The sequence below is a fragment of the Candidatus Benthicola sp. genome (assembly GCF_058719085.1).
In genome coordinates, this window is record NZ_JBZQEK010000001.1 from 1 (window position 1) to 12,794 (window position 12,794).

The window sequence follows — 12,794 nt, forward strand, 5'->3', positions numbered from 1 at the left end:
AGGAAGTGTGAAGGTCAGCCGGCGAGCCCCAGTACCTCCAGCAAGTCACCCGGCTCACGCAGCCACAGATCCGGCTCCGTCGGCTCCAGTTGATCGCGGGAATAGGGCCCCCAAAGAACCGCGGCCGTGGTGACGCCGGCCGCCCGGCCCGATTTCATGTCGTGGGTGCTGTCTCCGACGAACAGGGCCTCTTCCGGGGCCGCGCCCAGCCGGCGAAGGGCTTCGAGGACGGGCTCGGGGTCGGGTTTGTATCGCTGCACGTCGTCCGCCGTGACGACGGCCTCGAACCACGCCTCCGGCAGCTCGCAGCGTGCCAGCCCCATGCGGGTGGCGCGCCTCTTCTTGCTCGTCACGATACCGAGGACCCGACCCGATTCCCTCACGGCCTGCACCGTCTCCCGCACTCCCGGAAACGGCTGAACGTACCGGTCGTGGTTCGCGAGGTTATGGGTCACGTAGGTGTGTATCATCGCCTCGACGTCGTCCTCGCTCTTCGCGAACATCGCCATCTGGACGACGAGCGGCTGGCCGATCGTGGCCCTCCAGGCGTTCTCGGGGGGAACCCGCCCGAGGTGCTCGAGCATCGCGTGACGGTAGGAGGCGAGGATCAGCCGCTCGCTGTCGATGAGGGTCCCGTCGAGATCGAACAGGACCACCCGATGACCGGATCGCGTCACCGATTCAGACCGACGGCGGGCCCGAACCTCTCGCGGAAGCTGGCGGTGTCCGTTCGAGCCTGGCGCGCCAGCCTCTCGAGCATCGCCGGGTCCTGGAGGTCGGTCGGCTCGAGCCGCAGCATGTACTGGCGGGCCACGGCGTAGGCCTCGGAGTCCGTGTCGACGAGCCGGACCCGCGTTCGACCGGTCTCGGGATCCCGGAACTCGTCGAACGGAAGCACCCGCACGTGCCCGCCGCGGCCGAGGCTCACCATGCCGCCCACCCGGAGGGCCGGGTCGTTCGGCTCGTTGAGCAGGAAACGGGCGGCCCCGAAGCCCAGGGTGCGGGTGTAGTCGATGTCGAAGGTGATCGGCTTGGCGCACCGCAGCTCGTAGCCGAGCCTCAGGTCGGTGATCGTGACCTTGTCCCCCCGCTCCTCGAAGCGCTTCTGCACTGCCCGCTTGAGGATCGTCTCCATCGGGATCTCGGCCAGCCGGATGTGGTCGTATCCGTCGTATTCCACGTGCACGCCCGGGATGCGGGCCAGTTCGGCCGGATCCATCTTCTCGCCGATTCCCTCGGCGATGATGGCCAGACCGTCCCGGCGTCCGAGCGCCCGGCGCTTCAGGATCGCCCCCTCGAGGATCGTACACACGTCGTCGAAGGTGATCTGCTCGCCCGGGAACTCCTCCGGGATGATCGTGCACGTGGCCCCGGCGGCTCGGCCGATTCCCAGCGCCAGGTGCCCGGCCTTGCGGCCCATCACCACCACGAAGAACCAGCGGTTCGTGGTCCGCGAGTCCTCCATCAGGTTGAGGCACAGGTCACTCCCCACGTAGCGGGCCGTCTCGTACCCGAAGGTCGGCATGTCGGCTGGAAGCGGGAGATCGTTGTCGATCGTCTTCGGGACGTGCGCCACCCGGATCGTGCCGTCCGCTGCCTCCGCCACCTCGCGCGCCGCGAAGGCGGTGTCATCGCCACCGATCGTCACGAGGCCCGAGAGGCTGAGGTCCCTGAGCGCCTTCACGGTCCGCTCGAGACTCTCCGGGGTCTTGCTCGGGTTCGTCCGTGAGGTGCGGAGGATCGAGCCTCCCTCCGTGTGAATGCGCGAGACGTCCGAGACGTGCAGCGGTCGCACCATGTCGGTGCGGCCCGTCACCAGGTGCTCCCATCCGTCGAGGATCCCGACGATGTCGCAGCCGTGGTCGATGGCCTTGAGGGCTGCTGCGCTGATCGCGCTGTTGATCCCCGGGGCGGGTCCGCCGCCGACGAGGATTCCGATTCGTCGCTTGCTCGTATCGATCATCGGTCCGGCCTTTTCTTCGCTTCCCGGGGTGAAGCTCGAGAGACGGGGGTTCCGCCGCGCGGGATGTACCGGTGAAGAGCCCTGTGCGTCAAGGCGACCGTCCGGCGGTTCGCAAGCGATCCCACGCAGGCTGCAAAGTGTAGCGCCCGACCGCGCGGACCCGGCGGGGCGCTATCCGCCGGAAGGCCGCGCCGTGCCTGTCGATTCATGCCACCGCCGCTCGGGGCACGTGCCTTGCTCGACGATGGGCCGGAATGGTGCGCCCGATCGGCGTCGTCCGGGATCCGCGAAGACGCTGAAGGAACGAAAGAAGACGTAACGGAGGAAATCCCATGTTTCGGAATCTCAGGTGGACCGCGCTGCTGGCGGTCTTCGCCATCGGTGCCACGGCATGCAGCGACGACGGGCCCAGCGGTCCGTCGGGCACCGATTTCGACCCGGTGGCAGCGGAGCAGGCAACCGAGAACCTCCAGGCACGCCTGGACTCGGACAGCGACATGCTGGTCAGCCTCGAGCTGGCCTCGGAAGGGCTGTCGCTCGCCGGTGGAACGTTCTCGGTGGTGACGCCCGAGCGGCTGGACCGGGCGGTGACCCCGCTCTCGGCGCGGGTCGTCTACAGCTCGATGATGGCCAGCTCGATGGAGCCGATCTTTCCGAGCAATCTGCTCGGGGTGACGTTCGAGTGGGGCGCCACCGAAGGCCACTACGTGCCGACCGAGCGCGCCGGCGCGCCGGCGAATGGCATCCGGTTCATCCTGTACGCGATCGATCCGCTGACCCGACGCCCGGCCGAGCCCCTGACCGAGACCGGGTTCCTGGACCTCACGGACGAGGGCGACGCCTCGGCGACGCGCCTCGGGGTCTACGCCGAGAGCGGTGGACAGGCCCTGGTGGACTACTTCATCGAGATGACCTATCAGCTTCTCGGGGAGCAGGACCTCAGCGCCACGCTGACCGCCGACGGGTACATCTCGGACGGTACCGAGCGCCTCGACTTCGAGCTCACCGAGACGGCCACGGTGCTCGGTTCGACCCAGATGGTCTCGGTCGACGTCGACTACCGGCTGTCCCTGGCGGGCGAGGACGTGATCGTGGAAACCACGCTCTCGACCGAGCTGGATCTTTCGGGCGAGGGCTCGATAGAGGTGGCGACCGCGGGCCTCAGGATTCGCAACGGTTCGGATGTGGCCGTGCTGAGCATGGAGCTGGCGGCCGACAACACGCTTTCGGGAGTCCTGACCTACAACGGGGAGCCGGCCCTCTACGTGAGCGGCACCGAGGGCGACCCGGTGTTCGAGCGGGCGGACGGAGAACCGCTGTCCGGCGAGGATGTGGCGGCCCTGCTGGAGCTCTACGACCTGCTGGGAGACGTGTTCGACCTCGGGGAGCACCTGTTCGAGCCGTTCGGGGGCGCTCCGGTGTCCATCTGACGCCTGACGCCCGACCGAAGACGCCAGGAACGAAGGGCCGGGAGCGATCCCGGCCCTTCTCACATCGACCCCCGGTCTCTCAGTCCACCATCTCGGCCAGGGCCCGCCGCACCAGCACGGGGACCATGGCCCGCCGCCATTCCATGTCCACGGGAAGGTTGGCCAGCGGGCGGCACTGCCGGAACGCCTGCTCGGCCAGCTCCTCCACCGCCGTGCCGTCCAGCGGGCGACCGGCCGCGACGTCCCTCAGCTTTCCGAGCTTCCGCGGGTAGGAACCCATAGCGGAGGCCGCCATCTGCACGTCGGCGACCCGTCCGGCGTCGTCGAAGTCGACCCGTGCCGCCAGGTTGAGCATGGGGAAGTCGATCGAGTCCCGGGCCCGAAGCTTCTGGAAGCTGTGCCGGGTCCCGGACGCGGGTCGCGGCACGCGGATCGACACGAGCAGCTCACCCGGCTCCATGCGGCGGTTCCACACCCCGTCCGAGGTGAAGAAGCGCTCGATCGGCACCGTGCGCTCACCTTCGGGGCCGACGATCCGCAGCTCCGCCCCGAGCGGCAGGAGGGCCGTGGCGGCATCGGCTGAATGGGCCGCCACGCAGCGGGTGCCTCCCTTCACCACGTGGCAGGCGTCGCCGTCCTTCTTGAGACAGAAGCCGAGCGACTTCCGCCAGAAGAGGGTCTGGTTGTAGTAGGTGCACCGGGTGTCGAGGCAGACGTTGCCGCCGATGGTGCCCATGCGCCTCAGCTGCGGTCCGGACACGAGACCCGCGGCCCTCGCCAGGGACGGAAGGGACTCCCGGATCTCCGAGTGCCGGGACAGGGCATCGAGGGAGGTGGTGGCGCCGATCGTGAACCCCTCGGCGTCGGACTCGATGCCCTGCATCCCGTCGATCCCGCGCAATGACACCAGGTGCCCGGGCGTAAACAGCTTGTGCTTCATGTTCGGGACGAGGTCCGTACCGCCGGCGATCGGCATCACGTCGCCTTCGTGCTCCGCCAGCAGCGCGATCGCCTCCTCGACCGTGCCCGGCCGGTGGTACCGGTAGGGGTGGAGTCTCAGCACCGGCTTCGCTCCCGCATCCCGGCCGCCCTCATCCCTCGCCCGCCCGGGTCGCGGCGAGATCGTGGAGCGCGGCCGACAGACGTCCGAGGCCAGCCCCCAGGGGCGGGCTCGTGTAGCCGTAGCCGATCCGGAAGTGGCCATCCATGCCGAACTGGTCGCCCGGAACGATCAGCACCCCGTGGTCCGTTCTCAGGTGCTCGGCCAGCTCGCCGGATCCGACCGGCAGATCGTAGCGGAAAAAGGCAATCGCTCCGGCACGGGGCTTTCGGAAGGTCAGGATTCCGCCGTGCTCGGACGCCCAGTCTTCGAGGAGCGCCAGGTTCCGCCTCAGGATCGATCGTCCGCGCTCGAGCAGACGCTCGCGGGTGGAATCGCCGAGAGCCGCGACGGCGAGCCGGTCCGAGAGCGGAGAGGGAGCGATCGTCGTGTAGTCCTTCCGGGCCCACGCGTCCTCCCGGAACGACTCCGGGGCCACCAGCCATCCGAGCCGGAGCCCGGCCAATCCGTACGCCTTGGAGAGCGAGGCGGTGACCACCACGCGCTCCGTTCGTCCCCAGAGCGACGGCGTCCGGGCGCCGTCCAGCTCGCCTCCGGCGTATACCTCGTCGGAGAGGATCCAGGCACCGGCTTCCTCCGCGGCGGCCACGATCTCGGAGATCGCGGCTTCCTCGAGAGGCTGGCCGGTCGGGTTGTTCGGGTGCGTGAGGACGACGAGGCGCGTGCCCGGACCGATCGCGGCGGCACACGCTCCCGGCTCCGGCTGCCAGCCGAGAGACTCCTGGAGCCACACGCTCTCCACGTGCGCGCCGAGCCCGGCGGCGAGGCCGGTGGTCTGTTCGTACGCCGGGCGGAGCACCACGACCCGGTCGCCCGGCTCCACGAGACGCCACAGGGTGACGAAGTTGGCCTCCGCGCTTCCCACCGTGGCGATCACGTTTCCCTTCGACGCGCCCGGATAGAGGGCGGCTATGCGCTCCCGGAGGAGCGGGCTGCCATCCGTGTGCCCGTACCCGAGGAGGGTGTCGCCCGGCTCCACGCCGGTCAGCATCCGCAGCTCGTCCACCGTGAGGGGCTGCACCCCGCTCTCCGCCAGGTTGAACTCCACCGCGTTCTCCCACCGGGACTGCCAGCGCTCCATCTCGAACACGGGCTGCTTCACGAGGGTGCGTCCTTCAGCCGCGCGGCGTAGCGGGCCCGGAACTTCGCCAGCTTCGGGGCGACGACCATCTGGCAGTACCCCTGGCCCGGGTTGTTGCGGTAGTAGTCCTGGTGGTAGTCCTCGGCCGGATAGTAGGCGTCGAGCTCCGTCACCTCCGTCACGATCGGGTCGTCGAACGCGCCTTCCGCTTCGAGCTCGGCTATGATCGCCTCGGCCTCCATCCTCTGGCTCTCGTCGTGGTAGAAGATCGCCGACCGGTACTGCGTCCCCACGTCGGCGCCCTGGCGGTTCAGGGTCGTCGGATCGTGCACGAAGAAGAACGCCTCCAGCAGGTCACGATACGAGATCTCCGCCGCGTCATAGGTGACACGCACCACTTCCGCGTGCCCCGTGGCCCCCGTGCATACCTGCTCGTACGTCGGATCGGCCACGTGCCCCCCGGCGTAACCGGACTCGACCGAGATCACCCCGCGCAGGTCGCGATACGCTCCGTCCAGGCACCAGAAGCACCCGCCCGCCAGGGTGGCCTTCTCCACTTTTCCCTCTCCGCTCATCCTCCCTCCGTTCCGTTGTTCCCGGCCGCCCCGTCGCCACCGGCCGATCCCCCCGCCTCCCGGATCGCCCGCCACACCCGGTCGGGGGTGAACGGGAGCGCATCGATGCGGACCCCGACCGCGTCCCAGATCGCGTTGGCGATTGCCGGGAGCGATGGGTGCAGGGGTCCTTCTCCCGCCTCCTTCGCCCCGTACGGCCCCTCGGGATCCGAAGCCTCCACGATCAGGGCCACGAACTCGGGGCAGTCGAGGGACGTGGGGATCCGGTAGTCGAGCAGGGACGGCGCGTCGTGCAGGCCGCCCTCGGGATCGCCGCGCTTCATGATCTGCTGCTCGAAGATGGCCTCCGCGAACCCCATGTACGCGGAGCCCTCCATCTGCCCTTCCACCAGCATCGGATTCAGGGCGCGGCCGCAGTCGTGCGCCACCCAGATCGTCTTCACGTCCACGAAGCCCGTCTCCGGCTCCACCTCCACTTCGGCCACGTGGGCGGTGAAGCTGTAGGCCGGAGATGCCCCGATCGTTCCGCCCCGATACTCTCCGTGCACACCCTCTTTGGGCGTGTTGTAGTGCCCGACCGCGCCGAGGGTGCCGTGCTCCGCCTCGGCCAGCTGGAAGGCGGCCGCGATCGGCAGACGCCGATCGCCATCGGCCGGCGTTGCGGCGTCGAACGCCCACCCGCCGGCCAGGCGCACCTGCTCGGGCGGGATCTCCAGGCTGCCGCCGACGCTCTCCCGCACCCGGTCGGCGATCTGCCGGCAGGCGCTCACGCACGCGTTCCCCACCATGAGGGTCTCGCGCGACGAGTATGCGCCGAGGTCCACCGGCACGAGGTCCGTGTCGGCGGACAGCACGCGCACGTAGCCGAGCGGCACACCGAGCTCCTCGGCCGCGATGGCCGCCATGGTGGCGTCCGAACCCTGCCCGATCTCGGAGGCCCCGTGGAGCACGCTCACCCGCCCCGAGCGCTCGACCTGCACCTGAACGGCCGCCTGAGGCATCTCGTTCGGGTAGATGGGGTAGTTGGTGCCCGAGATGTAGCACGAGCCGGCGACGCCCACCCCCCTGCCGTACGGCAGCTTGCGGTGCTTTTCCTTCCAGCCGCTCGCCCTCTCCACCGCATCAAGGCATTCCAGGAACCCGTTCGACTGCACCCGGAACTCGTTCACCGTACGACCGGTGCCCATGAAGTTCCGTCGGCGCAGCTCGATCGGGTCCATCCCGAGCTCGGCGGCCACCTTGTCGAGAGAGATCTCGAACGCGAAGCGGGGCTGCACCGAGCCGTGCCCCCGCTTCGGCCCGCACGGCGGCTTGTTCGTGTACACGCGCGTGGAGTCGAAGCGGTACGACTCGAGCTCGTACGGCGCCGTCAGGAGCTGGCCGCTGTAGTAGGTGGTCACCAGGCCGAAGGAAGCGTACGCGCCCCCGTCCAGGATCGTACGTGCGTCCACCGCCTTCAGCCGACCCTCACCGGTAGCGCCCACCCGGTACCACATCTGCATCGGGTGCCGCCCGCGGTGTGAGTAGAACAGCTCCTCCCGCGTGTACAGCAGCTTCACCGGCCGGCCCGTCCGCAGAGCGAGCAGCGCCACGCAGAACTCCAGGTCGAACGGCTCCGACTTGCCCCCGAACGCTCCTCCGACGGCCGGCTGCACCACGCGGATTCGGGCCACGTCCCGCTCCAGCACGCGGGCCAACTCGCGCTGCAGGTAATGCGGCACCTGGGTAGAGGACCACACGGTGAGCAGCCCGTCGGCGTCCACGCTGCCGATCGCGCAGTGCGGCTCGATCGGGGCGTGCGTGGTGCCGTGGAAGAAATAGTCGCCCTCCACCACCAGGTCCGCTTCCCCCATCCGGTCATCCACGTCGCCGAACTCGAGGTGCACGTGCTTCGTGATGTTTCCGTTCCGTCCCTCGCGCTTCGGCGGATGAATCGGTTCCGAGGCGGCCGCCTCGCCGAGCGCCTCGGCCGGCTCCAGGTAGAACGGGAGCACTTCGTACTCGACCTCGATCGCCTCGACGGCCTCGAGGGCCGTTTCCTCGTCCACTGCCGCCACGCAGGCCACGGCATCCCCGACGAACCGCACGCGGTCGACGGCGAGCGCGTGCTCGTCCCGTGTCCACGGGATGATCCCGTACGGCGTGGGCAGGTCGGCGCCCGTGATCACCGCGTGCACACCGGGCATTCGTGTAGCGCGTTGAGCGTCGATCGATACTATGCGTGCATGCGGGTGGGGGCTTCGGAGAAGCTTGGCGTGCAGCATGCCGGGCAGGGCGAGGTCGTCCGTGTAGGCTTCGCGGCCGGTGTTCTTCCGGAGGCCTTCGGGCTTCCGGTTCCGCTGGCCGAGGACGTTCAGGTCGCTCGTCGGCTCACCGACATCGGGCTCGGCGGCGGTGGCGCGCTGGAGTGCGTTCAGCTCGTCGGGGTGCATGCGTCAGCCGGCCGGGTTCGCAGGCGTGATGCGGAGGTCGCGGAAGTGGGCGACCGTCGACTCGTGCAGCCACAGGCCGATGTACCCCTCCGATCGACCGCGCTTCAGGTCGTTTACGACGAGGACCGGCTGCTCGGAGCCGTGAACGTACAGCCGTGCGCGGGCCCCTTCGACCTCGATCCGTACGGAAGTCCACTCGCCGGGAATCAGGTCCACGTACGATTCGTATTCGCCTGGGGACTCTTCGCGCAGTCGATACCAGGGATAGTCGGGGTGCGACACGTACTGCGCGGAGTGATTGCGGCGAAGCTGCTCGGCGGCCCGGGCATTCGTCGGGCGCAGGTAGAAGCACTCGTAACGCTCCGCGTCCTCCGGGTCGATTCGGAAGGCGACGCCGACGAAGCCGCGCATGCTCGGAGCTGCGTCCGGGGCGGGCTCGCCCGCCAGCTCCAGTTCGATCACGCCGTCCGAGAATCGCAGGCCGCTCAGGACGACGAGGGTCTCGCCTCCCGAGTAGTCGTCCGCGCGGGTCACCCTCAAACCGGTCCGGCCCTCCAGCTCCACCGGCTCCGCCCGGACGTTGAGGAGCTCGAGCCCATCGGTGACGCTCAACGGGTGCTGGACGACCTGGGATGGGAGGGCCCGTGGCCCGACGGCCATCCCGGCGAGCAGGGCAAGCATGGTGATTCGTCGCATGGGCCTCACCTCCTCGTCTGCTTCCCGGTCACCACCTCGCTCACGGAACGGCCGGTGCGGACGGCCTCGGCCGCCACTTCGACCGCCTCGAAGATCTTCGTGTAGCCCGTGCAACGGCAAAGATTTCCGGACAGGGCGTCCTGGATGTGTTCGCGGCTCGGCTCTGGCGTCTCGGACAACAGTTGGGTGGCGCTGCACAACATACCCGGCGTACAGAAGCCGCACTGCGCGGCGCCCGTGAGGTCGAAGGCGTCCTGCAGGGGAGCGGGAGCCGGGCCGTGCGCCAGGCCTTCGACCGTGACGACGGACCGTCCGGCGGCCTCGTGTACCGGCAGGAGACACGACAGCACGGCCTCTCCGTCCAGGAGCACCGTGCAGGCCCCGCAGTCACCTTTGTCGCACCCCTGCTTGCTCCCGGTGAGGCCCAGGATGTATCGCAGAGTCTCGAGCAGGGTATAGTGCGAGGGAACGCCCGCTTCCACGGGGTCGCCGTTGACCGTGAATGCTACGATTTCGCGCATGTGTCGACCGCTTCCGAGCCCCGGAAAAGGGTGCGTCGATCCGGACACGAGGTTAGAGTGTTCCGCCTTCACGGGTCAAGCAGGCGGTGCACGGAGCGCGGAGTCATGCGGATGGTACGAGTACTCAGAGACGGGATACGAACGGCGGGATGGACGGCCGGGTGGTCGCTGGCGCTGTGGCTCTCCGGAGCGGGCCTGGCGGTCGGCCAGGAAGCGACGGACTCCCGGATCGCGTTGGACCGCTGGCTCGTGTCGAGCCCGTTCCCGGTCGCATCGGACGCGGACCCTCTCGCCACCGATCGCCTCGCCGCCCCCGGAGAAGTCGGGGTCCTTCCGGATCGCGGCCGCACGGTGGCGGGAGCGGACTGGACGCTCGTTCGACGGGACTCCTCCCTCGTTCTCGACCTGGAGGACCGCGAGGCGGAGGCGGAGGGGCCGGTGGTCGTGTACGCACACGCCTACCTGAGATCGGTGGCGGATCGTACGATCTCGCTCCACTGGGGCGGGATCGATTGTACGGAGGTCCGGGCGTGGCTGAACGGACGGTCGCTGGACGGGCTCTCGGGCGCGATGGAGGACGGCGCCGCGGGAGGGCCCGGGCCGTTCGAGGCGCTCGTTCGGATCGGGCGCGGCTACAACACCCTGCTTCTCAAGGCCGTGTCGGGAGACTGCGCTTTCGGCCTGGTGGCCTCGATCGAGCCGGCCGGCGTCGGCGGCTCCCTGGACGGATTGCGGGTTCAGGCCTCCCGGCCCTACGGCGACACGCGGACGGGCCCCGCCCCGTGGGTCCTCGCCGACCCCGACGCCGGCCCGGAACCGATTCTCGGCTGGCGGGAAGACGAGCTGTACGGAGTCGCTGGAGTGCGCCTCGCGGCCTTCGCCGTCACCGCAGTGGAAGGCGCCGAACTGAAGGCGAAGGTGCGTGGTGACGAGGTGGAGCGGAGGATCGGCTGGCTGACCCCGGCCGAACCGGAGACGCTCTTCATGCCGTTCCCGTTCGAGGCGCTGCGAGAGGCCGGGATCCGCGGCGAGGGCGTGGAGATCGAGATCGATTGGGACGAGGGAAAGACGAAGAAGATCCTGCGGCTGGACCCCGCGGCCCTCCTCGAGGCGCTCCACGCTCCGATCCGCCTTCTCGGCTGGACGATCACCGGGGGCGGAGAGGACGCTTCGACAGGACAGGCAACGGAGGACTCGGACCTCCGTGATGCGGAAGGCGAGCCACACCCCCTTGCCCAGCTGGTGCCGCTTCCCGGCCCCGGGGTCGACCTGACGGGGGAGTGGGAGGTGTCGGGCTGGCTGTCGGGCTTCTCTCTCGAACTGGACTCGTCCGGGGCGCCCGGCGATTATCGGCTGGACGCCCGGCCGGTCGAGGGAGACCGCATCCGGCTGTGCACGGAATGCCAAAAGGGATCCAGGATACGCCTGACCGTCCGCTCCACGGGCGACTGGGAGCGCTTCCCGGGTGTTCGCGTGATCGGCATCGACACGCCCACGGTAGCGAACCAGGTCGATGCGGTCAGTTGGCTGAGGCTCCTGGACGAGAAGGGGAGCCGCGAGTACCGGCAGCGCCTGGAGTCCGCGCCCTGAGCCGGCGAGGAGGAGAACACCGTTGAACCGTTTCGAGCACTGGGCCGTCCGGTTGGCCCCAGGCAGGCTCCGTTCCGTGGTGCGCCCGGGGACAACACTCGGTCTGGTCGCTCTGGCGGCGTGCTCGTCCGGAGTCGCGGACGCCGGCGAAGATGGAGACGACCCGGTGTGCGGACCTGCGGTGGCCGTTCGGACGCTGCCGGATGAGCTGTCGGAGGCCTCGGGAATCGCCAGGGACCCGCGTCGGGGCGACCTGTTCTGGCTCCACAACGACAGCGGCCACGATCCCGTGCTCTTCGCGGTCGACTCGACGGGCGAGGTGGTGGGTCAGGCGCTCGTGGTGGACGCCACCAGCCGGGACGTCGAAGACATCGCGATGGCCGGCTGCCCGGAGGGATGGTGCCTGTACTACGCGGACATGGGTGACAACCTGGCGATCCACGACCAGATCTACGTCTATCGGCTTCCCCTCCCGGAGCTTCCTACCGAGGGTTCGATCGACCTGCCTCCGGTTAGCCCGCTGGCAGGGTACACGATGGTGTATCCGGGCGGTCCGAGAGACGCCGAGACGCTCTTCGTGGACTCGGACCGGGGAGAGCTGGGCATCGTGACGAAGGGACGGGACGGAAGGGTCGAACTTTACGTGGCGGACCTGCAGACGCTGGAGTCTGTCGACGGTCCGGTGGCCCTGCAGAGGGTCGGGCGGCTCGACGTGCCCATCTCCCCCGACGTGACCGCTCTCTGGGTGACGGCGGGTGACCTCTCGCCGGACGGAACGCGACTCGCCATTCGAAGTTACGTGGCCCTATACCTGTTCGAATGGGCCGGATCGGCCGCGTTCGACACCACGGCCACCCCTTCCTCCGCCAGCCTCCACGGAGCGGATGAGCCCCAGGGGGAGGGGCTGACGTTCGATGTGAGCGGGGAGCGGTTCTATCTGGCGAGTGAGGGCACGCAGGTCGGTCCGCCCCGCATCAGCCGGATCGACTGTCGTCCGTAGCCGGAGCGTCCGGTCGGGGCCGCGGCTCGGCCTCGTCGGACGCCGCGGGGCGATCCCCGGGCGCAGGGGGACCTTCGCTGCCCGTGTCGAACATCGGTAGCTGTTCCTCGTCCTCCCCGTCACCCGGTTCCGACGCAACCGGCGGGGCGTCCGCGCCGGATCGGACGGCCTCTCCCGTCTGCTGGGGCCCAGCGGGGCTCGGAGGACGCTTCTGCGACTCCGGCACCCGGGTCTGGTTCGGGTCCAGCCACTTTCCGCTCTTCATGGACCGGATGTCGTCCAGCAGCTCGCGACCCGGGATGTCCTTCCGCGGATCGACCTCCTCGAGCTCCCGCTGAATCTGGTTGAGGCTTCGCCGGAACTCGCGCATGGCGGACCCCATGGAC

Annotated in this window: 11 protein-coding genes and 1 pseudogene; 3 read left to right on the forward strand and 9 right to left on the reverse strand. The window is 69.2% G+C overall.

The genetic code is table 11. The features are described from left to right. Window positions 1-14 precede the first annotated feature (14 nt). Window positions 15-677, reverse strand: a complete 663-nt coding sequence (locus AC36XV_RS00005) for an HAD-IA family hydrolase (protein ID WP_492201627.1) — start codon at window positions 675-677, stop codon at window positions 15-17. Next, on the reverse strand, window positions 674-1,963 hold the full coding sequence (gene pfp, locus AC36XV_RS00010; RefSeq protein ID WP_492201628.1) for a diphosphate--fructose-6-phosphate 1-phosphotransferase: 1,290 nt from the start codon (window positions 1,961-1,963) through the stop codon (window positions 674-676). Before pfp ends, AC36XV_RS00005 begins: the two co-directional genes overlap by 4 nt. A gap of 332 nt (window positions 1,964-2,295) precedes the next feature. Between pfp and AC36XV_RS00015 the strand changes: the two genes are divergently transcribed. Continuing rightward, window positions 2,296-3,393, forward strand: coding sequence for a hypothetical protein (locus AC36XV_RS00015; protein WP_492201629.1), 1,098 nt, complete (start codon window positions 2,296-2,298; stop codon window positions 3,391-3,393). A gap of 79 nt (window positions 3,394-3,472) precedes the next feature. Here the strand turns inward: AC36XV_RS00015 and AC36XV_RS00020 are convergent, their stop codons facing one another. The 6 genes from AC36XV_RS00020 to AC36XV_RS00045 are packed head-to-tail and all read right to left on the reverse strand — an operon-like array spanning window position 3,473 to window position 9,818. After that, window positions 3,473-4,456 (reverse strand): FAD binding domain-containing protein, encoded by a 984-nt coding sequence (locus tag AC36XV_RS00020; RefSeq protein WP_492201630.1) that lies wholly within the window; start codon window positions 4,454-4,456, stop codon window positions 3,473-3,475. Window positions 4,457-4,484: 28 nt separating this feature from the next. After that, window positions 4,485-5,615, reverse strand: coding sequence for an aminotransferase class I/II-fold pyridoxal phosphate-dependent enzyme (locus AC36XV_RS00025; RefSeq protein ID WP_492201631.1), 1,131 nt, complete (start codon window positions 5,613-5,615; stop codon window positions 4,485-4,487). Then, a complete protein-coding gene (gene msrA / locus AC36XV_RS00030; RefSeq protein WP_492201632.1) occupies window positions 5,612-6,169 on the reverse strand; it encodes a peptide-methionine (S)-S-oxide reductase MsrA in 558 nt (185 codons plus the stop codon). The genes AC36XV_RS00025 and msrA overlap by 4 nt, the downstream gene beginning before the upstream one ends. Continuing rightward, window positions 6,166-8,601 carry a xanthine dehydrogenase family protein molybdopterin-binding subunit gene (locus AC36XV_RS00035; protein WP_492201633.1) on the reverse strand — a complete coding sequence of 812 codons (2,436 nt, stop codon included), beginning with the start codon at window positions 8,599-8,601 and terminating at the stop codon, window positions 6,166-6,168. The genes msrA and AC36XV_RS00035 overlap by 4 nt, the downstream gene beginning before the upstream one ends. A gap of 3 nt (window positions 8,602-8,604) precedes the next feature. Then, entirely contained in the window at window positions 8,605-9,297 is a 693-nt protein-coding gene (locus AC36XV_RS00040) for a 3-keto-alpha-glucoside-1,2-lyase-like domain-containing protein (protein ID WP_492201634.1), read from the reverse strand. 5 nt (window positions 9,298-9,302) lie between these two features. Further along, window positions 9,303-9,818, reverse strand: coding sequence for a (2Fe-2S)-binding protein (locus AC36XV_RS00045; RefSeq protein ID WP_492201635.1), 516 nt, complete (start codon window positions 9,816-9,818; stop codon window positions 9,303-9,305). Window positions 9,819-9,923: 105 nt separating this feature from the next. On the opposite strand from AC36XV_RS00045, the gene AC36XV_RS00050 reads away from it, so the two are divergent. Beyond that, window positions 9,924-11,408, forward strand: a complete 1,485-nt coding sequence (locus AC36XV_RS00050) for a hypothetical protein (RefSeq protein WP_492201636.1) — start codon at window positions 9,924-9,926, stop codon at window positions 11,406-11,408. Between the two features lie 22 nt (window positions 11,409-11,430). Then, window positions 11,431-12,408 carry a hypothetical protein gene (locus AC36XV_RS00055; RefSeq protein ID WP_492201637.1) on the forward strand — a complete coding sequence of 326 codons (978 nt, stop codon included), beginning with the start codon at window positions 11,431-11,433 and terminating at the stop codon, window positions 12,406-12,408. Here AC36XV_RS00055 and AC36XV_RS00060 read toward each other — a convergent pair. Then, a pseudogene (locus tag AC36XV_RS00060) lies at window positions 12,383-12,794 on the reverse strand (hypothetical protein); the annotation flags it as partial. The gene AC36XV_RS00055 and the pseudogene AC36XV_RS00060 overlap by 26 nt on opposite strands.

What these genes read in the sequence shown, in the direction of transcription:
- AC36XV_RS00045 (WP_492201635.1), bottom strand. Translation starts at nt 9,818, where the DNA reads ATGCGCGAAATCGTAGCATTCACGGTCAACGGCGACCCCGTGGAAGCG.
- AC36XV_RS00050 (WP_492201636.1), top strand. Translation starts at nt 9,924, where the DNA reads ATGCGGATGGTACGAGTACTCAGAGACGGGATACGAACGGCGGGATGG.
- AC36XV_RS00015 (WP_492201629.1), top strand. Translation starts at nt 2,296, where the DNA reads ATGTTTCGGAATCTCAGGTGGACCGCGCTGCTGGCGGTCTTCGCCATC.
- msrA (WP_492201632.1), bottom strand. Translation starts at nt 6,169, where the DNA reads ATGAGCGGAGAGGGAAAAGTGGAGAAGGCCACCCTGGCGGGCGGGTGC.
- pfp (WP_492201628.1), bottom strand. Translation starts at nt 1,963, where the DNA reads ATGATCGATACGAGCAAGCGACGAATCGGAATCCTCGTCGGCGGCGGA.
- AC36XV_RS00035 (WP_492201633.1), bottom strand. Translation starts at nt 8,601, where the DNA reads ATGCACCCCGACGAGCTGAACGCACTCCAGCGCGCCACCGCCGCCGAG.
- AC36XV_RS00040 (WP_492201634.1), bottom strand. Translation starts at nt 9,297, where the DNA reads ATGCGACGAATCACCATGCTTGCCCTGCTCGCCGGGATGGCCGTCGGG.